Here is a 20977-nt window from a genome sequence, read left to right on the forward strand (position 1 = left end):
CGTGGTGGCCGTCGAGGCCGGCCACCACGACCGAGTCCCGGGCCACTCGGGTTCCCCGCATGTGACGAATCAGGAGACGATCGTTACCGGAAGACGCGGGGGAGGGGTGGAGAGCGGCCGGTTCCGGCCGGCCGCAACGACCTTCCAGGCAGACGGTGTGACAAGAGATGACCAAGAGGTCGCAATCGGACGAACCTTGACCGGCCTTGTGGTCAAATCGGTGCCCGCGATCAGTGAGAATGGGGGACGTGAGCCCTTCTCGACGTTCTCCTGTACCGGACAAGGCATGTATCGACGCGGTGGATCTGGCCCGCTCGGTGGCGGCGGAGGTCGGGCGACCCGAATGGGTGGGTGAGCACCTCACCGCCCAGGTCGAGGACACACGCCTGGTCACCCACTACTTCGAGTGCCTGGACCCCTCATACCCGGGATGGACCTACGCGGTCACCGTGGTGCGCGCTTCGCGTGCCAGGAACGTCACGGTCAACGAGGTGGTCCAGCTTCCCGGAGAGGGTGCGCTCATTGCACCCGAGTGGGTTCCATGGAAGGAACGAGTGCGCCCCGGCGACCTCGGCGCGGGAGACCTCCTGCCCACCGAGGAAGGCGACGAACGACTCGTCCCCGGTTACGCGCAGGTGCCCGACAGCGAACTCGACGCCGAGGGCATGGACAAGCAGATGGTGTGGGAGCTCGGACTGGGCCGTCGCCAGGTACTCTCCGAAACCGGCCGTGAACAGGCCGCGGAGCGCTGGTACAACGGCGACGCCGGACCGCGCAGCCCCGTCGCCACGGCCGCGCCGGCCCGCTGCGGCACCTGCGGCTTCATGACCCCGCTGGCCGGTGAGCTGCGCCAGATGTTCGGGGTGTGCACCAACGAGTTCGCCCCCGACGACGGCAAGGTCGTCTCGCTCGACCACGGCTGTGGCGCCCACTCCGAGGTCCGTCGACCCGGCCCGCAGAACGAGCCGGTCGGACCGGTCGTCGACGAGATGGGTTACGACCACATCGTCTTCGACGACACCACGGAACTGGAACTGGTCTCCTCCGACTCCTGAGAGTCCCACCACGGGCACGGATCCACCCGGAAAACACGAAACGAGGGCCCCGTCGCACACCGCGGCGGGGCCCTCGCACGTCCCGACCCCGTTCGCCCCTCACACCCCGGGCACCACGCGCCGCGCCGCCTCCACGGCCGGGGGACGGGGGGAGGGAGGTGGGCTAGGGTCGAGCCGACCCATTGGCTCACCTCGCCCGGATCGTGCGCGCCCACGCGCCGAACCGATCGCACCGTGTGCCCCGCGCAGGAGGAGACCATCATGGCCGAGCCGGTGACCGCGTCGGTGACCGATCCTTACGACACCGCCGAACTACGCAGACGCGTGCTGTCGGCGTGGGCGGACGCGCCCGCCCGCTTCCGGGAGGACGCCAACGCCGAAGAGGACTTCGCGCTGGGCGGCTACCGGGACCGGGTGGTGGTGGAACTGGCGCAGAACGCCGCCGACGCCGCACGACGCGCCGGGGTGCCCGGGCGGCTCCGCCTGGAACTGGCCGGCGACCGTCTCACCGCGGCCAACACCGGCGCCCACCTGACCTCGGACGGGGTGGAATCGCTCGCCACCCTGCGAGCCTCCACCAAACGCGGTGACGAAGACTCCGTGGGCCGGTTCGGGGTCGGTTTCTCCGCGGTGGCGGCGCTCAGCGACAACGTCGTCGTGGACTCAGGGCACGGGGCCGTGCACTTCTCCGCCGAACGCGCCCGCGCCGTGGTCACCGACCTGCTGGACGTCAACGGCACCCACGCCGACCTCGCGGACGAGGTGGCGCGGCGCTCCGGGCACGTACCGATGCTGAGGCTGCCCTTCCCCGCCGACGTGCTGCCGGAGCGTCCCGAGGGCGACTTCGACACGGTCGTCACCTTGGTGCTCCGGGACGAGCGGGCCCGCGAACGGGTGCGGGAACTGCTGGAGCGCACCGGTGAAGCGCTGCTGCTCGCCTTGGAGGGCCTGTCCGAGGTGCGCGTCGTGGTCGACGGCGCCGAACGACTGCTCACCCGATCCGAGGGTGACGAGGCCGCCGGGATCGACCTGGTCACCACCGGCCACAGCGACGACGGCACCCGGGTCACCCGTTGGCGGACCCTGTCCCGCTCCGGCGAGTTCGACCCCCACCTGCTCTCGGACCGGCCCACCGAGGACCGCGAACGCACCGCGTGGTCGCTGACCTGGGCCGTACCGATCGACGAGGAGGGCCGGGTCGGGGCGCTGCCCGCCGACGTCGAGAGCGTCGTGCACGCGCCGACCCCCACCGACACCGAACTCGACCTGTCGGCGGTGCTCATCGGAACGTTCCCCTTGGGTTCGGACCGTCGTTCGGTGCAACCCGGAGGCACCACCGACCTGCTGCTCACGGAGGCGGCCGACGCCTACTGCGCGTTGCTGCGCCGATTCGACCCCCGCGACGCCCTCGACCTGGTGCCCGCCACCCGGGTGGGCGGCGGTGCCATCGACGCGGTCTTCCGGGCCCATGTCGCCGAACCGCTCCTGGACACCGCGTTCCTGGTCACCGCCGTCGGACACCCCGTCGCACCGCGCGACGCCGTCCTCCTGGACACGGGCGGTTCCAGCGGGGTCCCCGAACTCGTCGACCTGCTCGCGGAGTCGGCCCCACCGCTGCTGCCCGGCACGTGGAGTCCTCGCCACCCCGCACTCGTCTCGCTTCGCGTGCGCCGCTTGGGCCTGGCCGACCTCGCCGACCTTCTCGGGGACGCCCAACGGCCGCCCTCCTGGTGGGCCTCGCTTTACAAGGCCCTGGCCACCGCGGGCACCGCCGGCGCCGACCTCGACGAACTCGGGTCCCTACCGGTGCCCTTGGCCGACGACCGGCTCGTCCGCGGTCCCCGCTCCCTGCTGTTGCCCACCGACGACTGGGCCCGGGTGGTCGACGCCGAGGGCAACCGGCTCGACCCCGCCGTCCTGGCGACCCTGGGCGTGCGCGTGGTCCACCCCGAGGCCGTCCACCCGCTCCTGTTGCGCCTGGGCGCGGTCGAGGCGGAGGCCGCCACGGTACTGGCCGACCCCAACACCGAGGGCGCCGTCCGTACGTCCCTGGACGCCGAGGACCCCGAACCGATCGCCGAGGCCGTCCTGGACCTGGTCGCCGCCGCCGGTGTCACCGTCGAGGACCTGCCCTGGCTGTCCGAGCTCGCACTGCGCGACGACGAGGACGGTTACTCCGTCGCCGCCGAACTCCTGGTCCCCGGCGCGCCGTTGGCCGAACTGCTGGTCCACGACGCCCCGTTCGGGACCGTGCACGAGGACCTCGTCCGCAGGCACGGATCCGACGCGCTGCGGGCCGTGGGCGCCCTGTGGGGGCTCACCGTGGTGCGCGCAGAGGAGGTCGCCCTGGGGGAGGACCCGGGTTCGATCTTCGACGGGGCCGCGGGGGAGGACGGTCCGGAAGGGCTGGAGGACTGGTCCGACGAGCTCCTGGAACGTCTCGGCGATCCGGAGCTGCCTCCGGTCGTCCCCGAGCTGGTGTGCGTGGCCGACCTCGACTACATCGCCGACGACGCCTGGCCCAAGGCCTTGACGATGCTCTCCTCCGGGTCCCTGCGTGCGGCCGTCACCGAACCGGCGCGGTTGTTGACGTCGGACGGCCGGGTCGTGGACACGCCCTCCTATACCGCCTGGTGGTTGCGCACCCGTGCCCTGCTGAACGATCGCGCGCCGGTGGAGCTGCGCACCGCCGACGCCGACCCCGGGCTCCTGGGCCTCTACGACGAGGTGCCCGCCGAGATCGACCCCGAGTTCGCCCGGGCCCTGGGGGTGCGCAGGAGCCTTCCCGACCTGCTCGCCGACCCCGATGGCCCCGACGACCTCCTGGGGCGACTGGCCGATCCGGCCCGGCACGTCGACCGTTCCGCGCTGCGGCGTCTGTGGACCGCCCTGGCGGATCTGGACGCCGACCGAGTCGCCCCGCCCGACCTGGTGCGGGCCGTCCGGGCCGGCTCGATCGTGGTCGCCGACTCGGATGACGCCGTGGTGGTGGACTCACCGGACCTGCTGCCCCTGTTGGAGGACCGGCCGCTGGTGTTGGCCGCGGCCGACGCCGCCGAACGGTTGGCCGACGTCCTCGACCTGGATCTGGCCTCCGAGGTCGTCACCGGGAAGGTGAACTCCACGGGGCGGATCCGCGCCGTGCCGGACGAGGCGGCGCTGTTCCTCGACGGGTCGGAGGGTTTGGACCGTACCTACCTGCACCATCAGACCCTCACCGTGGACGGGGTCGAGGTGGACTGGTACGCGGGTGACGGGACGGTGCACGCCTCCGGCACGGAGGGGCTGGCCCGGGCGCTGTGCTGGCGTGCCGGGCAGTGGTCGCGCCGCCACCTGTTGGCGGCGGTGCTGCGCGATCCGTCGGCCGCGGCGCACCTGCTCGCCGAGTCCGACCTGGATTAGGCCCCTCCCACCTCCCCGAGGATCTCGCCACCGGCCCGCTACCGGTGGCGAGATCACGGCTCAGGCGAGGGCGTCCGCCAGGCGCGGGCCCAGACCCTGCTCCGGCTCGGCCCACTCGGTGACCTCCAACGGGTCGCCGACGGACACGGCGCCGGGGGCGGTCACTGCGAACTTCGAGCAGAACGCCACGCCGCCGTCGTCCGCGCGTCGGTATCCGGCCAGGGCGCGCAACGGTTCGGGTCCGCGCTTGTCACCGGTCTCCTGGTCGACGGTGGTCACCGCGCACCGGATGCACACCTTCGCGTAACCGAGCTCCGCGGTGCCCAGGCGGACCCTGCGCACCCGGTCCTCGGTGTGCGCCTCCGGCCAGCCGGACACGATGACGTTGGGTCGGAACCGCGAGATCGGTACGGGCTCGCCCCCGGTGGCGAGGATGCGTTCGTTGAGCAGGTCCAGTGAGGACAGCGAGGCCAACACGGCGGCGTGGCCGTCGGCGAACCCCGCGGTGCCGGTGGTCAGGCCCCTGGTCTCGCGCCGGTGGTCGTCGGGCACCCGCACGAGCCTGCTGGACGAACCGAGCACCTCCGTCAACCACGCGGCGGCCTCCTCGCCCTGGTCAACGCCCTGAAAGGGGTTCCCGTGCACGGTGACGTCCAGGCGCGGGCCGTCGAGGGTGGTCTTGAGTTCGAGTGGTTCGGCCCCGGGGGTCCGCAGCGTCAGACGGGTGGCGTCGGCGTCGATCTCCGGGACGAGCCGCGCCATCCGAGGGTCCCTCCGCTGGCTGCGGAAGGTGCCGGAGTCGTCGACCACCATGAAGGAGCGGTCGTGGGCGAGACCGGCGGCGGTGACCTTGGAGGTCGACAGCGGGACGCCCGCGCACCCCTTCACGGGGTAGGTGACGAGCACGCTCACACGGGCGATGGGTTCAGGGGCCATGCGACCAAGTTAGTGGAACCACCGATCCGACCGCTCCGACCACTCCGACCCGATCGCCCTGGGCGTCGGGACCGCCCTGATGGTGCGTTCCGTCGACCGGACCGGCAGGATGGGGAGTGGCGAAAGGGGCGTTCGTGAGCGACGTGAGGAATGGGACCGAAGCACCGGTCCTGGGTCCGGCCCGAAGGTGGCTGGTCCTGGCCGCGGTCTCCGCCGGGCTGCTGCTGATCTCGGTGGACATGACGGTGCTGTACACGGCGCTGCCCACCTTGAGCGCCGACCTCGGCGCGAACGCCTCCCAGCGTCTGTGGATCATCAACGCCTATCCCCTGGTCATGGCGGGGCTGTTGCTGGGCGCCGGGACCCTCGGCGACCGGGTCGGGCACAAACGCATGTACCTGATCGGGCTGGTCCTGTTCGGGTCGGCGTCCCTGGTGGCCGCCTACGCCACGATCCCGGAGATCCTGGTCGCCGGGCGCGCCTTCCTCGCGGTGGGCGCCGCCGCGATGATGCCCGCCACCCTGTCGCTGATCCGGATCACCTTCACCGACGAACACGAGCGCGGCATCGCGATCGGCGTGTGGGGGACCATGGCCATGGTGGGCGCCGCCATCGGACCGATCGTCGGCGGGCTCCTGCTGGCGTACTTCTGGTGGGGCTCGGTCTTCCTGGTGAACGTGCCGATCGTGCTGGTGGCCCTGGTGCTGGCGGCCGTGGTCGCGCCGGGTGGCTCGGGCGGTTCCGACCACCCCTGGGACCTGATCGGTTCGGTCCAGGTGATGGCCGGTCTGGCGGGCGCGGTGTACGCGATCAAGGAGGTCACCGGGCCGGAACCCCGGGCCACGGCGGTGCTCGCGGCGCTGGTGGTCTCGGTGGCGGGTTGGTGGACCTTCGTACGTCGCCAACGAGGACGCCCCTACCCGTTGATCGACTTCGCGCTGCTGCGCGACCCGCGCATCCTCATCGGGGTGCTGGCCGCGGCCATGGCGATGTTCGCCGTCGCCGGGGTACAGCTGGTGCTGACCCAACGCCTTCAACTGGTGCTGGACCTGACCCCGTTCCACGCGGGGGCGGTGGTGGCCGCCATGGCCCTGGGCGCGCTACCGGTCGGTGTCACCGCCGGGGCGCTCCTGTCCCGTCTGGGCACGCGACCGGTGATCGGCACCGGCCTGTTGGTGACCGCGGCGGGCACGGCGTTGATCCTGTTCACCTCGAACCTCCCGCTCGCCTGGACGGTCACCGGGTTGCTGGTTGCGGGCGCCGGCACCGGGGCCGCGATGACCGCCGCCTCCGCCGCGATCGTGGGGTACGCGCCCGAACACCGGGCCGGGATGGCCTCCTCTGTGGAGGAGGTCTCCTACGAACTCGGCAGCCTGACCGGCGTGGCGATCCTGGGCAGCCTGCTCTCCGCCGTCTACGCCCGGACCGTCGCCCTGCCCGAGGGCGCCCCCGCCGAGGCGGCCGGCGGGCTGGACGAGGCCCGCGGGGTCGCCGCGGGGATGGAGGAGGACGCCGCGGCCGCACTGCTGGCGGAGGCCGTCCACGCCTTCGACAACGGCTACCGGGCGACCCTGCTCATCGCCGTCGTCGTACTGACGGCGAGCGGCCTGTTCGGATTCCTGTACAAGCGGGGGAGCGCCTCGGAGACGACCCCCGCGCAAGGGTGAGCCGCCCCCGTCGGATCAGCGGGTGACGCGGAAGAAACCCTCGGAGATGAGGGTGCGCAGCGCGTCCGGGGTGCGTTCGCGGACGGTCTCCTGGTCCTCGCCCATGAGCTCGGCGATCGCGTCCAACAGCGGACCGACCGGCATGGTGCCGTCGCAGACGCTGGCCAGGGCCGCCTCCACGGTGCCGATCCGGGCCACCCGGTGCAGGCCCTCCCGCTGCCGGAGCAGGATCTTCTCCGGGTCGGGCGCGCCCGGCACGCCCACTCGCTCCTCGACCACACCGGGTGCGAGCGCCACGTGCGCCGCCAACAGGGCGGCGTCGGTGAGCCGTCGCGCGGTCATCGATCCGTCCACCACGTCCGGCAGGTAGCGCCCCACGGGCTGCTCGATGTCGTGTCGCAGTTCCTCGACCCGGACCGTGGCGTCCTGGGCGACGTCGTTGCGCAGACTGATCCAGCCGAACCCGATGCCCTTGATGCCCTCGCGCTCGAAGTAGTCCAGCCAGGCGTCGTAGCGCCGCGTGTACTCGGGGGTCCCGTGCTCGCAGGAGTCTCGTAGCCACAGTTCCACGTACTCGGCCGGGTCCTGGACGTCGCGCTGGACCACCCAGCCAGAACAGCCGGTGCCGGTGATCCATCCACCGACCCGGTCCTCCCAGTCGTCGCCGTCGGTGTGGGTCCAGTTGGCCAGGAACTGGGCCCAGCCGCCGTCGGTGAGATGGGCGGGGGCCTGTCTGACCAGTTCGGCGCAGACGGTGTCGCCCGGCAGGTCGGACTCGCGGTAGGTGTATCGGGCCGCGTCGGGGGTGATGACGAAGGGCGGGTTGGACACGATCAGGTCGAAGCGTTCGTCCTTGACCGGTTCGAACAGCGAACCCTGGAGCAGACGGGCGTCGTGGACCCCGGACAGCGCGAGGCTGATCCCCGCCAGGTGGACGGCGCGCGGGTTGAGGTCGGTGGCCACCACCTCACGTGCCCTGGAAGCCAAGTGCAGGGCCTGGACCCCACAGCCGGTGCCCAGGTCCAGTGCGCGTTCGAAGGGCCCGTCGACCATCAACCGGGACAGGTTCGCGGAGGCCCCGCCCGTGCCCACGACGTGGTCGTGGCCGGGGACGTCACCGCTGCCGGGACGCACCTTGGGGTCGGACACCACGAAGCCCGGGCGGCCGTCCTCCAGTTCCCAGGGGCCCAGGTGCACCAGTGCTCGGACCACCTGACCCTCGGGTCCGTCGTCGACGCGCACCAGGCCGGCTTCGGCGAGTTCGTCCACGGGAAGGATGCCGCGGGCGGCGCGGAGCGGGACGGCGCCGCGCAGCCACCACAGGCGCAGCAGCAGTCCGAGGCGTTCCTCTCCGCCGGTGGCGCGCAGGGCGGGCACCAGCTGTTCGCGGGCCAAGGCCTTTGCGGCGGCGTCGCCGAGCCGGTCGCGGACCCCGGACACCGTGTAGTCGGCGTCGATGAGGATGCCGCGAAGACGGTCGGCGAGACCGCGCGGGAATTCTGTCTCAGACACTCGCCCATTATCGGGCAGGTTCACGGTGCGGCCGGCACAGGTCAGGGGGTTTCGGAACGGTCCTCGATCCTTCCGTCGGCGTGTTCGACCGTCTCTCCGCGCTTGCGGAGGAGATGGGGGATGTAGAGGAAACCGAAGACGCCGAGGGCGATTCCGGTCACACAGACACCGATCCACCAGCGTTCGGAGTCGGGCAAGGAGTCGCCCATGACGAGCAGCACGATGAGCGCGACCGCCCACGCGCCGGTACCGATGGCGGCCGGCACTCGGTAGTCGGTCTCGTGAACTTCCGGGTCTGGTCGGCGAGGTTTGCGCACGGGTTCAGGCTATCCGGTGCCGCCGGTCCGAGGGGGAGGATGCGTCGTGGGAGGTCGGAGCGGAGATGCGTTGCTCACATTTGGAGATCCGATCATCCGATCACATGGCGATTTGTACAAAACTGGAGTGACTCCAGAGGATGCTGTTGTACGAATATGCAACTAATCTGGCGCACAATCCTTGATGTCCCGTAACACGAGCAGGTCAGGCTGACGACGTGAACGCATCGAATCCATCCCCCACCGACGAACACACCAGACGGCCCACGGGGCCGATCGACCGCTACTTCAAGATCACGGAACGTGGTTCGACCCTCGGAACCGAGATCCGAGGCGGCATGGCGACCTTCTTCGCCATGGCCTACATCGTGGTCCTCAACCCACTGATCATCGGCACCGCCGAGGACGTCAACGGGGACACCCTGGGGCTCCCGGGCGTCGCCGCCATGACCGCGCTGGTGGCGGCCCTCTCCTGTGTCCTCATGGGTGTGGTCAGCCGCTACCCGTTCGCCATCGCCGCGGGTATGGGCCTCAACGCGGTCGTCGCTTACGGGATCGCCCCCCTGATGTCCTGGGCGGACGTCTTCCTGCTGATCATCGTCGAGGGCGTCCTGCTCTTGATCCTGGTGATCACCGGGTTCCGTACCGCCGTGTTCGCCGCGATCCCGCCCGGCCTCAAGGTCGCGATCGCCGTCGGTGTGGGTCTCTTCCTCGCCCTGATCGGCCTGGTGAACGCCGGCTTCATCCAGGCCGGTGACGGCACCCTGGTCCAGTTGGGCAACGGCGGCCTCAACGGCTGGCCCATCCTGATCTTCGTCATCGGTCTCCTGGTCAGCATCGCCCTCTACGTGCGCAACGTCCGAGGTGCCCTGCTCCTGGGCATCGTGGTCGCCACGGCCCTCGCCATCGTGGTGGAGACCCTGCTCGGTGACGGCGGGGAGGGCCTCGGCTGGGCGCTCACCGTTCCCAGCATTCCCACCAGCGTGGACGACCTCGTGGCGGTGCCCGACGTCTCCCTTCTCGGCCTCTTCACCGAAGGCGGGTTCAACATCGCCGAGCGGTGGTCCGACGTCGGTGTCGCCACCGTGCTCATGCTGATCTTCACGCTGCTCCTGGCGGACTTCTTCGACACCATGGGCACCATGGTGGGTGTCGCGCACCAGGGTGGCCTGGCCGACGACGACGGCAACATCGAGGGCACCCGTGAGGTCCTGGTCGCCGACTCCGTGGGCACCATCCTCGGTGGTCTGGGTTCGGCGTCGGTCGCGACCCTGTACGCCGAGTCCGCCGCGGGTGTCGGTGAGGGCGCCCGTACCGGTATCGCGCCGATCGTCACCGGTGCGATGTTCATGATCGCGACGCTCTTCACCCCGCTGGTGAGCCTGGTGCCCTTCGAGGCCGCCACACCGGTGCTGGTGATCGTGGGCTTCATGATGCTCACCCAGGTCACCAACATCGACTTCAAGGACCCGGCGATCGGCATCGGCTCCTTCCTGGCGATCATCATGATGCCGTTCACCTACTCGATCGCGAACGGCATCGGGTTCGGTCTGCTCGGCTTCGCCTTCGTCATGTTGGTCACGGGGCGCGCGCGCCGAGTGCACCCGCTGCTCTGGCTCATCTCGGTGGTCTTCCTGATCCACTTCGCGGAACCGGCGATCTACGCCCTGATCGGCTGATCCCGCCGCGGATCGAACCGCGTTCCCCGTCACACGTGGGGTCGTCCCACGGGTGACGGGGAATGGAAGCGGCGGTGAACGGCGTTGACCCGAGTGATGAGTCAACGCCGTTTACTTCTTTGTTCCCGTACCTCCGCCACGATGCTGGTTTCAGCCCCCCTCCACGGGTTCGCCCGACAGGGGAGGGGATGATGCGACGTATCGCGATGTTCCGTTCGCTGGGCGTGCGCAACTACCGGATCTACGCCTTGGGCCAGCTCGTGTCCAACCCCGGCACCTGGATGCAGCGCATCGCCCAGGACTGGCTGGTGCTCCAGCTCAGCGGCGGAAGCGGTATCGCGCTGGGCATGACCACCGCCCTACAGTTCCTGCCCATGCTCTTCTTCGGGCTCTGGGGCGGCGCCATGGTCGACCGTTTTGACAAGCGTCGCCTGCTGGTCCTGACCCAGGCCGCCATGGGCGTATTGGCCGTGGCGCTCGGTGTGCTGGCCACCCTCGGCGCCGCCGAGGTCTGGCACGTGTACCTCTTCGCCTTCGGCCTCGGCATGATCACCGTGCTCGACAACCCGGGGCGGCAGGCGTTCGTCCCGGAGATGGTCGACCGCGACCTGCTGCCTAACGCGATCGCCCTGAACAGCGCCAGCTTCCAGCTCGGACGGGTCACCGGGCCCGCCATCGCCGGTCTGTTGATCGGCCTCATCGGCAGCGGCCCCGTGTTCATGATCAACGGCGCCTCGTTCGGTTTCACGATCGTGGCGCTGCTGATGATCCGCGCCGGTGAGCTCAACTCCACCGACCGCGTGCCGCGCGGCAAGGGCCAGATCAGGGAGGGGCTGCGCTACATCGGTGGCAGACGCGACCTCGTCGTGCTGTTGGCCTTGGCGGCTTCGGTGCAGTTCTTCGGCGCCAACAGCCAGAACCAGATCGCGCTCATGGTCAACAACGTGTTCGAGAGCGGAGCCGAGGCGTTCGGAGTGGCCGCCGCGGCCCTCGCGGTGGGCGCGCTCGCGGGCGCGCTGTTGGCCGCCCGACGCGAACACCCACGGCTGCGACTGGTGCTCATCGGTTCGATGGGCTTCGGGGTCACCCAGTTGATCGCCGGGTTCATGCCCGGCTACGTGGCGTTCGTCGTGGTCCTGGTCCCCATGGGCGTGCTCTTCATGACCTACGTGACCACCCTCAACGCCACCTTCCAGCTCAGCGTCGACCCTCGGATGCGAGGACGGGCGATGAGCATGTTCCTGTTGGTGTTCATGGGCGTGGCCCCGATCGGCGCCCCGGTGGTGGGCATGCTCGCCGACGCGTTCGGCCCCAGGGTCAGCCTCATCGTGGGCGGTGCGGTCACCATGGTCGTGGTCGCCGTGCTCTCGGCCATGCTCCTGCGGATCAAGGGCGTCCACGCGCGCGAACTGCTGCCGGCCCGCCGGCGCGGCTCCACCGGAGTCGCGGCCGACCCCGAATCAGGTACGGCGTCCGGTTCGCCGGAGGTTCCCGAGACGGATCGACGGGGTGTTCCCGAGGCGGACCGCGTCGCGGCACCGGAGGGGGCGTGGGGGGTCAGGCGGTGACCACCCGCGTGACCATGGACACCGAACTCACCACCAACAGCACCAGGACGGTGCGGCGGAAGAGTTCGGCGTCCAACCTCCGGAACAACCGTTCCCCGGCGAAGGTGCCGAGCAGCAGGGCCGGAACACCCACCGCCACCAGGCCGCCCACCTGCGGGGTCAGCTGACCGCCGAACCCGAACCCCACCAGCGTCGCCGCACTCGTGACGGAGAACGCCACCGCCAGCGTGGCGCGTTGGATCCTCGGTGGGAGATCGGCCAGCCGGGACCCCTGGAGGCCGGCCACCAGGAGCGGCCCGTCGATCGCGGTCGCGGCGAAGGACGCACCGGAGAGCACGCTCATCCCCGCCACCGCGCCCATCCCACCGGGCACCCGTACCCGCAGCCCCACCAGCAGGGTCCCCACGACCACCGAGAGCGCGATCAGCAGCAACAACGTCGACTCGGGCACGACGTTGAGCGCCCACAGACCGAACGGGACCCCGACGAGCACACACCCCGACAACAACACAGAACCCTTGCGGTCCACGTGCGCCCGGTCGCCGATCGCCACCCACAGGTTCAGCGGAACCGACAAGGTCGCGGCGAGCACCACCGAGGTCACCGGGTCCAACAGCAGCGCCAGCAAGGGGACGGACACCAGGGCGAAGCCGAACCCGGCGGTGATCCGGACCAGCGCCGCCAAGGTGAGCACGACGAACACACCGGCGAGGACGAACATGGGGCGGCTCACGGGGAAGAGTTCGGAGGGGACCCGGCGACCCTAACCCGAGCAGGACGTTTCGCCTACGAGAGGAGGGGATGACCCCATGAGGTTGTTCGTCGCGCTGTGGCCTCCCCGGGAGGTCCTGGACGCACTGGGCGAGGCCGTGCGCCGAGGACGTGGGCACGAACCGGGGTTGCGCTGGACCCGACGCGAGGAGTGGCACCTCACCCTGCTGTTCCTCGGTGAGGTGGCCGACGAACGCGCCCCCGGGCTCGCCGACGCGCTGGAGCGCGCCGTCCACGGCCACCCCGCACCCGACCTGGCGCTCGACGGTTGGGGCGCCTTTCCCCGAAGCGACGGTCCCGCCTCGGTGTTCTGGGCGGGAGTGACCGGCCCACTGGAAGGGCTCGTCCACGACCTGACCGCGGTCGCGCGCACGAACGAGGTGCCCGTCGCGTCACGTCCCTTCGTGCCGCACCTCACCCTCGCCCGCGCCCGCCCACCGCGTTCCCCCGCCCAGATCCTGCACGCGCTGGGACACCCGCCTCGGATCGGTTGGCGGGCCGATCGAATCGACCTGGTGGAGAGCCGGCCCGGAAGGGCGGACCGCTACCGGACCGCCCGGACCTGGCGACTACCCTGGGATGGCGAATCCCAACGAGCACCGGAGCGCGGCACGTCATGAGCATGCTGACCAACAACCGCAAGCAGCGCTGGCTGCTGCCAGTGGTGCTCGCCTCGATCATGGCGATCGTGATCCTGGGCGCCCTCCTCGGCTGACCGGGCCGGGCCCGACCGAGGCGCGACTTGACCCTGACACCTGTGTCAGGGTTTTAGCGTTCCGGCATGTCCTCACGCACACCACGTCCGGGGTGGCTGCTCTGCCTGACCCTGGCCGCCTTCGCCGTCGGTACCGACGACCTGCTCATCGCCGGACTCCTCCCCGTCATCGCCCAGGACCTCCACGTGGGCACGGCCGCGGCCGGACAGCTGGTCACGGTCTTCTCGATCACCTACGCCGTCGCGGCGCCGCCGTTGGCCGTGGCCACGGCCCGCCTGCCCCGACGCGCCCTGCTGCTCGGCGCGCTCGCCCTGTTCGCGCTGGTCAACCTGATCACCGCCCTGGCTCCCGGGTACGTCGCGCTGATGGCGCTGCGGGTCTGCGCCGCGCTGGTGGCGGCCCTCATCACCCCGGTGGCCTTCGCCATGGCGGCGGGGCTGTCCGCGCCCGAACGCACCGGTCGCGCGGTCGGAATGGTGGCGGCGGGCCTCACCGTGTCGCTGTTCCTGGGGGTGCCGGTCGGCACGGTGCTCGGTGCCGCCTTCGGTTGGCGCGCGGCCTTCGTGGCGGTGGCCGTCCTCACCTGCCTCGTGCTGGCCGCTTCGGCCGTTCTGCTGCCCTCACTCCCCGGATCCTCGCAGACGGGCCCGCGTGAGCAGTTCAGGGCGTTGGCCCGTCCCGCGATCCTGTTCTGCGTCACCGGGACCGTCCTGGGCGCGAGCTGCGGTTTCATGACCTACACCTACGTCGCTCCGGTCACCGTGGACCTCACCGGTTCCTCGGGCGTGGTCCTGGCTCCCCTGATCGCCACGATCGGTGTGGCCGGCGCGCTCGGCACCCTGGCGTGCGGGCGGGCCACCGACCGGTGGGGCGCCGACCGGGTCCTGTTGGTCACCTTCGTCGGGATGGTGGCCACCAGTGTCGTCCTGGCGCTCCTCGCCCCGCTGACCGATGGAGGGCTCCCGGTGTGGGCCCTGGGCGGGGTCTTCGCGGTGTGGGGTTTCGCCGCCTGGGGTTTCGCCGCGCCCATGAGCGCCCGACTGCTCCGCCTGGCCGGGGACGCCGGCACCGAGGCCCTCGCCCTCAACACCGGCGGACTCTACGTGGGCACCGCGGTTGCGAGCATGGTCGGTGGGGCGGTGGTGGCCTCCTCCGGGGGCGCGGCGGTGCCCGCGGCCGCCGCGGTCATCGGACTCGTGGCCCTGGTGGTGATGGTCCTGTCCGTTCGCCGATACCCCACCGAGGTTCCCGAGCCCCTGGTCCGCCAGGGGAGCGGAGCCTAGTCTGGGACGGATGGTGACGGCGACGGGACACGGAGGATCCATGCGCATCGGAGAACTCGCCGAACTCAGCGGCGCCAGCGTGCGCTCCCTGCGTTACTACGAGAAGCGAGGACTCCTGGCCTCCGAACGGGCCGAGAACGGCTACCGCGAATACGGACCGGACGCGGTCGACCGGGTCCGCAACATTCGGTTGCTCCTGGAGTCCGGGCTGACCTCCGAGGACATCGGGGAACTGCGGGCCTGCCTCGAACTGGACCTGATCCGCGAACCCGACTGCGCCGCGGCCGTCGCCCTCTACGAGCAAAGGCTCCGGGCGGTCCGCGAACGCATCGACGCGCTCTCGGCGACCGAGGAACGTCTCGAACGTCGCCTGGCCGAGAACCGCGGGGCGTAGAGGCGCGGAACGTGGGAGGGCGCGATCGGACTCAGGCGGTGGTGGTGGCCAGACCGACCGCGTGGGCGACGAGCGCGGCGTTGTCGTAGGCCTCCGTGCCGTCCGGCAGTCGCATCGTGTCCTCCAGGCCCATCCGGACGTCGTACCCGGCGTCCAGGGCGGCCTCCAACATCGGCCACGCTGTGGCGTCCGCTCCGTGCAGCAACCGCGGCGTGCGCACCCTCGCACGGTCCAGCAGGGTGTTGATCGCGTCCGCGTTGCGCCGCGCGTCCTCGATGGCCACCTGGGTGGGCTCCACCAGCACGGTGGCGACCTCGATCCCGGTGGCCACCAGGATCCGGGCCGCGTCCACCGTCCACACCCCGGCCTCCACCTCCACGCGGCGATCGCCCAACAGGTGGATCAGGTCCACCGACCCCGCCTCGTGCAGGTTCACCGAAACCGAGTCGGGCAGGGTGGGTGACGCCCACCTCTGCACCAGGTCGTAACGTCTCCACGGGTCCGACTCGGCGGAGAGGGACGTGGTCAGGGACACCGGGACGTCGGGGCCGTCGGCCCGTAACCGCTCCATCAGCGCCGACACCACGGACGGCTCCAGCGACTCGGCTCCATTCGGATCGCGTGGGTGAACGTGGAGGGCGGTCGCACCCGCTTCCACCACGGAGTGGGCGTCGGCGACGAGTTGGTCGACGGACACGGGCAGGGAGGGGTGGGCACCCGGGCGGCGATCACCGTTGAGACAGGCGACGATCCTCATAGGACTCTCCTTACGGCGCTCTGTAAGCCGAATGTGCCCGTTCGCGCCCGGGTGCAAGCCACTTGTGCCCGCCCCTGGCAGGATGGCCGGTATGAGAACTCCTCTGGCCCTCTGCGCGGCTGCCCTGTTCCTCCTCGCCTCCGCGGTGCCCGCCGCGGCTGAGACGGAGCTTCCCGAGGACGGGGACGGGGGGACGGACTACCCGCGCGGTGGGGAGGGGCCGGAGGGGTCGGAGATCGCCTTCGAGTTCGAGGACCCGCGCATCTCCGAGTCCAGCGGGTTGGCCCCGTCGCTGCGCCACGAGGGCGTGTGGTGGACGCACAACGACAGCGGTGACCACCCCAGCGAGGTGTACGCCGTGAACGAGGACGGGGAGACCGTCGCCACGGTCACCCTGAACCTGGAACGTCGTGACTGGGAGGCCGTCAGCGTCGCCGAGGGGCCGGAGGGGGAACCGACGGTGTTCGTCGGCGACATCGGCGACAACTTCGGCGGCGGCTGGCCGAACATCCGGGTGTACCACTTCGCCGAACCCGAGGTCCTGGGCGACATGGTCCTGGATCCGGCGGTGCTGACCTTCACCTACGAGGACGGCGGTCGCGACGCCGAGGGCATGATGATCGACCCGCGCGACGGGCATCTGTACGTGGTCTCCAAGGAGTTCTCCGGCGGTGTGTACGCGGCCCCCGAGAACATGGACCCCGAGGGGGAGAACGTGCTGGAGCGGGTCGACTCCGCGCCCCTGTTCGCCACCGACGCCGCGTTCAGCGCCGACGGCACCCGTTACGCCATCCGTACCTACTGGGGCGTGACGATCTACGACTCCGCGGACGGTGTCCCGGGTACTTCCGTGGGCTCCTTCGACCTGCCGGAGAGCGACCAGGGCGAGTCGATCGCCTTCACCCCGGAGGGAACCGGGCTCATGGCCGGCACCGAGGGCGAACACGCCCCGGTCTGGCGGGTGCCGTTGGAAGGGGACCAACGGCCCGAACACGCGGTGGTGGACGAACCGGCGGAGTCGTCCCCGGACACCCCGGAGGGGGCGACCGAGGACGTCGAGGAGGAACAGGGCGCGGCCATCGGCTCCACCCCGCTCATCCTCGGGGGCGTCGCCGTCGCGGTCGTGTTGATCGGCGCCATCACCTGGCTCGCCCGCCGAGGCTGAGTCGGATTCACGGGGCCTCGGCCCGCCGTTCGCGCAGGGCGCGGACCTTGGCCCGGTTCCCGCAGCGTTCCATGGAACACCAGCGGCGCTTGCCCGGCCGTGAGGTGTCCACGAACAGCAGTCGACAGTCGTGCGCGGAACACTCCCGGACACGGTGGGCGTGGTCACCGGTGAGCAGGTCGATGGCGTCGCGGGCGAACTCCGACAGGGCCTGTGCGGCGTCGCAGGGCAGAACCCAGGTGGTGTTCCCGTCACCGAGCAACCGGGGCGCGAGCGGCGGATGCTCCGCGGCCGCGTTGATCCGTGCGACGTCCGCTTCGTCGGGAGGCTCCGGCAGGGCGCGCAGCGCGCGGTGGAGGGTGTCGCGCAGCTCCCGGGCGTCGCGGAGCTCGGCCTCGGTGACCCGGACCCGGGCGGGGTCGAGGCGCAGGCCGCAGTCGGCCAGCCAGCGCGCCAGGTCGTCGGGTTCGCGCAAGGCCTCCCACCTGGCGAAATCACCGGGGCCGCCGGTGACCAGCAGCTCCAGGCACAGGCTCCCCGGGTCGAAGAGGTAGGCGGAACCATCGGACGGTGTCATCGGCAAGCCGGTTGTGCTCTGTCTCACGTAACCAGTATAACTGGAATCAGAGGTCGGGGTAGGGTCCCGTCCCTGATCGGAGGAGTTGGACGATGGCTCTCGACTACCAGATCGTCGTGGACTGTGCCGCGCCGCTCACGCTCTCCCGCTTCTGGGCGGCGGCGATGGGTTACGAACCGGAGGACAACAGCGCCCTCATCGAACACGTGCTCGCTCAAGGGTTGGCAGGGGAGGACGACTACACGGTCGTCGACGGGCGCAAGGCCTGGCGCACGATCGCGGTCATCCGTCATCCGGAGGACCCCGTGCACGAGTTCACCGGTGCCGGCCTGGGGCGACGCATCCTGTTCCAGCAGGTGCCCGAACCCAAGACGGTCAAGAACCGGATGCACCTGGACCTACGGACGGCGCCGGGGGAGCGTGACGTCGAAGTGGCTCGTCTGGAGGGACTGGGCGCCGTCTCCGTCGCCGTCGTCGAGGAACCCGGGGCCTCACACGTGAGCATGAGGGACCCAGAGGGCAACGAGTTCGACGTGCAGTAGTCCTCACCTGCTCGGCTGAGAGGCCGTGAAGTGGTTCTCATGCCTGGTCGTGTCCTGTTTTCCTCCCGAACCCCGGCCGCACCGCTCTCCGTGCGCCGGTGCGGCCTTTGGAAGTGGGTTCTGGTGGGTCAGCTCAGGAGGGTGATCAAGGGTTGGGCCATGGCGCCGGCCAGTGCGGCCAGGGCGTAGCCGGTCAGCAGGTGGCCGATCCGGCGGCGGGGTTTGCGGTGGCTCGCCGGACGGTGCGGCCGGTCCGACCTGCGTGGGAGCGGCGGGGGCGGCACTTGTTCTCGGCGGGGGCGCGGGATCGGTAGCGGATGGGCGGGCTCGCGGTCCGGGTCCGGGGCCGGGGCTCGGTCGGGCACCTGGTCATGCCACCAAGGGAGCGGTTGGGGCCGGTCGGGTTCTTCGGCCCGTCGTGTGGCGGCGATCCGCATCCATTCGGGTAGGTCTCCGCGTTCGAGTCGGCGGCGGAGTCCGGGGGTGTCGGGCATGTGGGCCAGGAGGGCACGTTCCCTGGGGGTACGGCCCAGCGAGACCAGCGGCGGGAGTGACGTGGGGCCGGTTTCGTTGCTCTGGGGGGTGTCGATCGGTGCCGGTCGTGGTGCCGATGTCGTTGCCGGGCGGCTTCCCGGGCGGTGTGGGGTGTGGCTGAAGCGTCGACCCCGGGGTGCGTCCAGCACCCGGCGCAGGTCCATGGGGATGGTCGCGTTGCTCATCGCCCACCCCCGCAGACGCAAGTGGTGGTGGACGCGGGCGTGGGGTAGGTGAACTCGGCCCACAGCACGGTGCCGAGCGCGGCGGGCAGAGACGGGTCGGTCCAGCGCTGGGTGCCCCACTCGCTCGCCAGTTGGTGGATGAGCAGCAAGCCGCGCCCGGACTCGGCCTCTTCCCATTCCTCCACCGAACCCCGGACCGGCGGGCACAAGGGCTGGGTGTCCAGGGGTCCGTCGTCGATGACCGATAGGCGCACGGTGGTCTCGCGGCCCATGACGATCGGGGTGGAGAGCAGGCGGACCACTGTGCCGCCAGGACGCTGAGAGCGGGAGTGCGTGACGGCGTTGGCGAAGGCCTCGCTGCCGCACAGCTCGATGTCCTCGCACAGGGAGCGGGGTACCCCGGCCAGGGCATGCAGGTCAGAGCGCAGTTCCGCCCGGAAGCGGGTGCAGGTGGAGCGGGTTCCGGGGTAGTGGCGGGCTTGCCAGCGCCGCCCCGGGTAGGCGGGCGTGGGGATTTCAGGGACAATGGACATGTCGGCAACTCCTGCTTGAAGGGTTGGTTGTCGGCCCGGCTCTGGCGGGTGTCATCAGCACCTGCCAGAGCCCTTTTCGTGTGCGGAACCGGTCGCCAGCTCCACTAGCTCTATGGTGATACACCAGAGACAAAAAATCCATGTATTGGAAAAAACAAGAGTCGTATATCCGAAAAGTGTATTTTGCGATTGCTGGAATAATGGGGCAGGTCCACTACATGCACGAGGAGACAGCCGTGGCCCAGGGTTCCCCCGTTCGCCGCCGTCATCTGGTCAGCCAGCTCAAGCGGCTCCGCGCACATGCGAAGCTGTCGCAGGAGGAAGTCTCCAAACGCATGGGCTGGGACCCCGGAAAGATCATCAGAATCGAGACCGGCAAGTTCATCCGCCTGAACTCGGCCGACGTCTCCGAGCTGTGCCGCCTCTACGGCTCCACCGATGAACTACGCGAGGACCTGGTCGACATCGCCAAAGCCTCGCGCACGCAGAAGCCCTGGTGGTTCCAGTACAAGGACGTCAGCATCGGAGCCTTCTACGGCCTGGAGCATGAGGCGGCCAAGATCCAGCACTACACAGTCGGCCTGATCCCCGGCCTGCTCCAGCACCCGGACTACATCGAGGCGATGATGGCCCGGGGCTTCGTCCCAGATCAGGAAGAGCGCAGTCGGCGGGTGGAGGCGCGTATGCAGCGCCATACGAATGTCCTGCAACGGGAAGCGCCTCCACGCATCTGGATGATCTTGGACGAATCCTGTCTGCGCTGCGTCATCGGCGGACCCGAGGTCATGGCCGTCCAGCTCGACCACCTGTTGACCCTCTCAGCGCGCGCCTCGACCAATATCCAGGTGCTACCGGCATCCGTGGGCATGTCCCGCACCTATGGGTTCTCGCTGCTCACCTTCGAGGAGAACGACCGCGCGTTGTTCGTCGATGTTCCCCCGAACGGGTTGTTCTTCGAGGACCAAGCGGACATCGTGGAACACGAGATAGCTTTTGACCAACTACAGGCGTCCGCGCTCTCCACCTCCGAGTCGCAGACCCTCCTCAAGACGCTGATCGACGAATATAGAAGGCCGTCATGACTCCGAATACGACCACCGACGAATCCTTCATCCCCGCCGTCCCTTGGCACAAGGCGAGTTACACGAACGACCGTGGAGAATGTGTCGAGGTCGCGGAGGGGCCGATCACCGGGGTTCGCGACACCAAGCACCGTGAACTCGGAGCGCTCTTCTTCTCCAGCGGCGAGTGGGAGTCCTTCCTCCACACCGCCAAGCGCGACCTCGGCTGACGAAGCCCCCACAACCGTCGCGGGTGGGGCGCAGAGGCCCCACCCGCAACGGTGGTCTTGTACTTGTGGTCGACTCCGGCGCCGGAGTCGACC

At 70.1% G+C, this 20977-nt stretch carries 20 protein-coding genes; 12 read left to right on the forward strand and 8 right to left on the reverse strand.

Annotation, left to right across the window (positions count from 1 at the left end; translation table 11 throughout):
* The first annotated feature begins 299 nt into the window (after window positions 1-299).
* Window positions 300-1055 (forward strand): DUF3027 domain-containing protein, encoded by a 756-nt coding sequence (locus ABZ717_RS26145; RefSeq protein ID WP_358515162.1) that lies wholly within the window; start codon window positions 300-302, stop codon window positions 1053-1055.
* Window positions 1056-1316: 261 nt separating this feature from the next.
* Complete coding sequence (locus ABZ717_RS26150) at window positions 1317-4457, forward strand: ATP-binding protein (RefSeq protein ID WP_358515112.1); 3141 nt, start codon at window positions 1317-1319, stop codon at window positions 4455-4457.
* A gap of 60 nt (window positions 4458-4517) precedes the next feature.
* Here the strand turns inward: ABZ717_RS26150 and ABZ717_RS26155 are convergent, their stop codons facing one another.
* Window positions 4518-5393, reverse strand: coding sequence for an MOSC N-terminal beta barrel domain-containing protein (locus ABZ717_RS26155; protein WP_358515115.1), 876 nt, complete (start codon window positions 5391-5393; stop codon window positions 4518-4520).
* A 134-nt stretch (window positions 5394-5527) separates the two neighbouring features.
* Between ABZ717_RS26155 and ABZ717_RS26160 the strand changes: the two genes are divergently transcribed.
* Complete coding sequence (locus ABZ717_RS26160; protein ID WP_358515118.1) at window positions 5528-7060, forward strand: MFS transporter; 1533 nt, start codon at window positions 5528-5530, stop codon at window positions 7058-7060.
* Window positions 7061-7075: 15 nt separating this feature from the next.
* Here the strand turns inward: ABZ717_RS26160 and ABZ717_RS26165 are convergent, their stop codons facing one another.
* Window positions 7076-8572, reverse strand: a complete 1497-nt coding sequence (locus ABZ717_RS26165; protein WP_358515120.1) for a class I SAM-dependent methyltransferase — start codon at window positions 8570-8572, stop codon at window positions 7076-7078.
* Between the two features lie 41 nt (window positions 8573-8613).
* Window positions 8614-8889, reverse strand: coding sequence for a DUF2530 domain-containing protein (locus ABZ717_RS26170; RefSeq protein ID WP_358515123.1), 276 nt, complete (start codon window positions 8887-8889; stop codon window positions 8614-8616).
* Window positions 8890-9107: 218 nt separating this feature from the next.
* On the opposite strand from ABZ717_RS26170, the gene ABZ717_RS26175 reads away from it, so the two are divergent.
* Both ABZ717_RS26175 and ABZ717_RS26180 read left to right on the forward strand, forming a co-directional pair.
* Window positions 9108-10568: an NCS2 family permease gene (locus ABZ717_RS26175; protein ID WP_358515126.1), complete on the forward strand. Its 1461-nt coding sequence runs from the start codon at window positions 9108-9110 to the stop codon at window positions 10566-10568.
* Window positions 10569-10759: 191 nt separating this feature from the next.
* The gene (locus ABZ717_RS26180; protein WP_358515165.1) at window positions 10760-12136 is read left to right on the forward strand and encodes an MFS transporter; all 1377 of its coding nucleotides are present in this window, start codon (window positions 10760-10762) and stop codon (window positions 12134-12136) included.
* Here ABZ717_RS26180 and ABZ717_RS26185 read toward each other — a convergent pair.
* A complete protein-coding gene (locus tag ABZ717_RS26185) occupies window positions 12126-12869 on the reverse strand; it encodes a sulfite exporter TauE/SafE family protein (protein ID WP_358515128.1) in 744 nt (247 codons plus the stop codon). The genes ABZ717_RS26180 and ABZ717_RS26185 overlap by 11 nt on opposite strands.
* Window positions 12870-12945: 76 nt before the next feature.
* Here ABZ717_RS26185 and thpR point away from each other — a divergent pair, with 76 nt between their 5' ends.
* The 3 genes from thpR to ABZ717_RS26200 all read left to right on the forward strand — a co-directional run bounded on the left by thpR (window position 12946) and on the right by ABZ717_RS26200 (window position 15300).
* A complete protein-coding gene (gene thpR / locus ABZ717_RS26190; RefSeq protein ID WP_358515131.1) occupies window positions 12946-13527 on the forward strand; it encodes an RNA 2',3'-cyclic phosphodiesterase in 582 nt (193 codons plus the stop codon).
* A 161-nt stretch (window positions 13528-13688) separates the two neighbouring features.
* Complete coding sequence (locus tag ABZ717_RS26195; RefSeq protein ID WP_358515134.1) at window positions 13689-14906, forward strand: MFS transporter; 1218 nt, start codon at window positions 13689-13691, stop codon at window positions 14904-14906.
* Between the two features lie 40 nt (window positions 14907-14946).
* A complete protein-coding gene (locus tag ABZ717_RS26200; RefSeq protein WP_358515136.1) occupies window positions 14947-15300 on the forward strand; it encodes a MerR family transcriptional regulator in 354 nt (117 codons plus the stop codon).
* A gap of 31 nt (window positions 15301-15331) precedes the next feature.
* Here ABZ717_RS26200 and ABZ717_RS26205 read toward each other — a convergent pair whose 3' ends face one another.
* Window positions 15332-16057, reverse strand: coding sequence for a 3-keto-5-aminohexanoate cleavage protein (locus ABZ717_RS26205; RefSeq protein ID WP_358515140.1), 726 nt, complete (start codon window positions 16055-16057; stop codon window positions 15332-15334).
* Window positions 16058-16148: 91 nt separating this feature from the next.
* Here ABZ717_RS26205 and ABZ717_RS26210 point away from each other — a divergent pair, with 91 nt between their 5' ends.
* Window positions 16149-17222, forward strand: coding sequence for a hypothetical protein (locus tag ABZ717_RS26210; RefSeq protein ID WP_358515143.1), 1074 nt, complete (start codon window positions 16149-16151; stop codon window positions 17220-17222).
* Between the two features lie 7 nt (window positions 17223-17229).
* Here the strand turns inward: ABZ717_RS26210 and ABZ717_RS26215 are convergent, their stop codons facing one another.
* Window positions 17230-17826 (reverse strand): CGNR zinc finger domain-containing protein, encoded by a 597-nt coding sequence (locus ABZ717_RS26215; RefSeq protein WP_358515146.1) that lies wholly within the window; start codon window positions 17824-17826, stop codon window positions 17230-17232.
* 65 nt (window positions 17827-17891) lie between these two features.
* Between ABZ717_RS26215 and ABZ717_RS26220 the strand changes: the two genes are divergently transcribed.
* On the forward strand, window positions 17892-18341 hold the full coding sequence (locus tag ABZ717_RS26220; RefSeq protein ID WP_358515149.1) for a VOC family protein: 450 nt from the start codon (window positions 17892-17894) through the stop codon (window positions 18339-18341).
* Between the two features lie 128 nt (window positions 18342-18469).
* Here ABZ717_RS26220 and ABZ717_RS26225 read toward each other — a convergent pair whose 3' ends face one another.
* Both ABZ717_RS26225 and ABZ717_RS26230 read right to left on the reverse strand, forming a co-directional pair.
* Entirely contained in the window at window positions 18470-19060 is a 591-nt protein-coding gene (locus ABZ717_RS26225) for a hypothetical protein (RefSeq protein ID WP_358515152.1), read from the reverse strand.
* Entirely contained in the window at window positions 19057-19593 is a 537-nt protein-coding gene (locus ABZ717_RS26230; RefSeq protein WP_358515155.1) for an ATP-binding protein, read from the reverse strand. Before ABZ717_RS26230 ends, ABZ717_RS26225 begins: the two co-directional genes overlap by 4 nt.
* Window positions 19594-19811: 218 nt before the next feature.
* On the opposite strand from ABZ717_RS26230, the gene ABZ717_RS26235 reads away from it, so the two are divergent.
* Window positions 19812-20675, forward strand: coding sequence for a helix-turn-helix transcriptional regulator (locus tag ABZ717_RS26235; RefSeq protein WP_358515157.1), 864 nt, complete (start codon window positions 19812-19814; stop codon window positions 20673-20675).
* Window positions 20672-20884 (forward strand): DUF397 domain-containing protein, encoded by a 213-nt coding sequence (locus ABZ717_RS26240; protein ID WP_358515160.1) that lies wholly within the window; start codon window positions 20672-20674, stop codon window positions 20882-20884. Before ABZ717_RS26235 ends, ABZ717_RS26240 begins: the two co-directional genes overlap by 4 nt.
* Window positions 20885-20977 lie beyond the last annotated feature (93 nt).

Source organism: Nocardiopsis sp. NPDC006832 (genome assembly GCF_040635885.1).
Lineage (GTDB): Bacteria > Actinomycetota > Actinomycetes > Streptosporangiales > Streptosporangiaceae > Nocardiopsis.

Excerpts from the sequence above, each read along its gene's own strand:
- ABZ717_RS26195 (WP_358515134.1), top strand. The coding sequence starts at position 13,689 with ATGTCCTCACGCACACCACGTCCGGGGTGGCTGCTCTGCCTGACCCTG.
- ABZ717_RS26240 (WP_358515160.1), top strand. The coding sequence starts at position 20,672 with ATGACTCCGAATACGACCACCGACGAATCCTTCATCCCCGCCGTCCCT.
- ABZ717_RS26180 (WP_358515165.1), top strand. The coding sequence starts at position 10,760 with ATGCGACGTATCGCGATGTTCCGTTCGCTGGGCGTGCGCAACTACCGG.
- ABZ717_RS26155 (WP_358515115.1), bottom strand. The coding sequence starts at position 5,393 with ATGGCCCCTGAACCCATCGCCCGTGTGAGCGTGCTCGTCACCTACCCC.
- ABZ717_RS26150 (WP_358515112.1), top strand. The coding sequence starts at position 1,317 with ATGGCCGAGCCGGTGACCGCGTCGGTGACCGATCCTTACGACACCGCC.
- thpR (WP_358515131.1), top strand. The coding sequence starts at position 12,946 with ATGAGGTTGTTCGTCGCGCTGTGGCCTCCCCGGGAGGTCCTGGACGCA.
- ABZ717_RS26235 (WP_358515157.1), top strand. The coding sequence starts at position 19,812 with ATGCACGAGGAGACAGCCGTGGCCCAGGGTTCCCCCGTTCGCCGCCGT.
- ABZ717_RS26205 (WP_358515140.1), bottom strand. The coding sequence starts at position 16,057 with ATGAGGATCGTCGCCTGTCTCAACGGTGATCGCCGCCCGGGTGCCCAC.
- ABZ717_RS26230 (WP_358515155.1), bottom strand. The coding sequence starts at position 19,593 with ATGTCCATTGTCCCTGAAATCCCCACGCCCGCCTACCCGGGGCGGCGC.
- ABZ717_RS26200 (WP_358515136.1), top strand. The coding sequence starts at position 14,947 with ATGCGCATCGGAGAACTCGCCGAACTCAGCGGCGCCAGCGTGCGCTCC.
- ABZ717_RS26220 (WP_358515149.1), top strand. The coding sequence starts at position 17,892 with ATGGCTCTCGACTACCAGATCGTCGTGGACTGTGCCGCGCCGCTCACG.
- ABZ717_RS26225 (WP_358515152.1), bottom strand. The coding sequence starts at position 19,060 with ATGAGCAACGCGACCATCCCCATGGACCTGCGCCGGGTGCTGGACGCA.
- ABZ717_RS26210 (WP_358515143.1), top strand. The coding sequence starts at position 16,149 with ATGAGAACTCCTCTGGCCCTCTGCGCGGCTGCCCTGTTCCTCCTCGCC.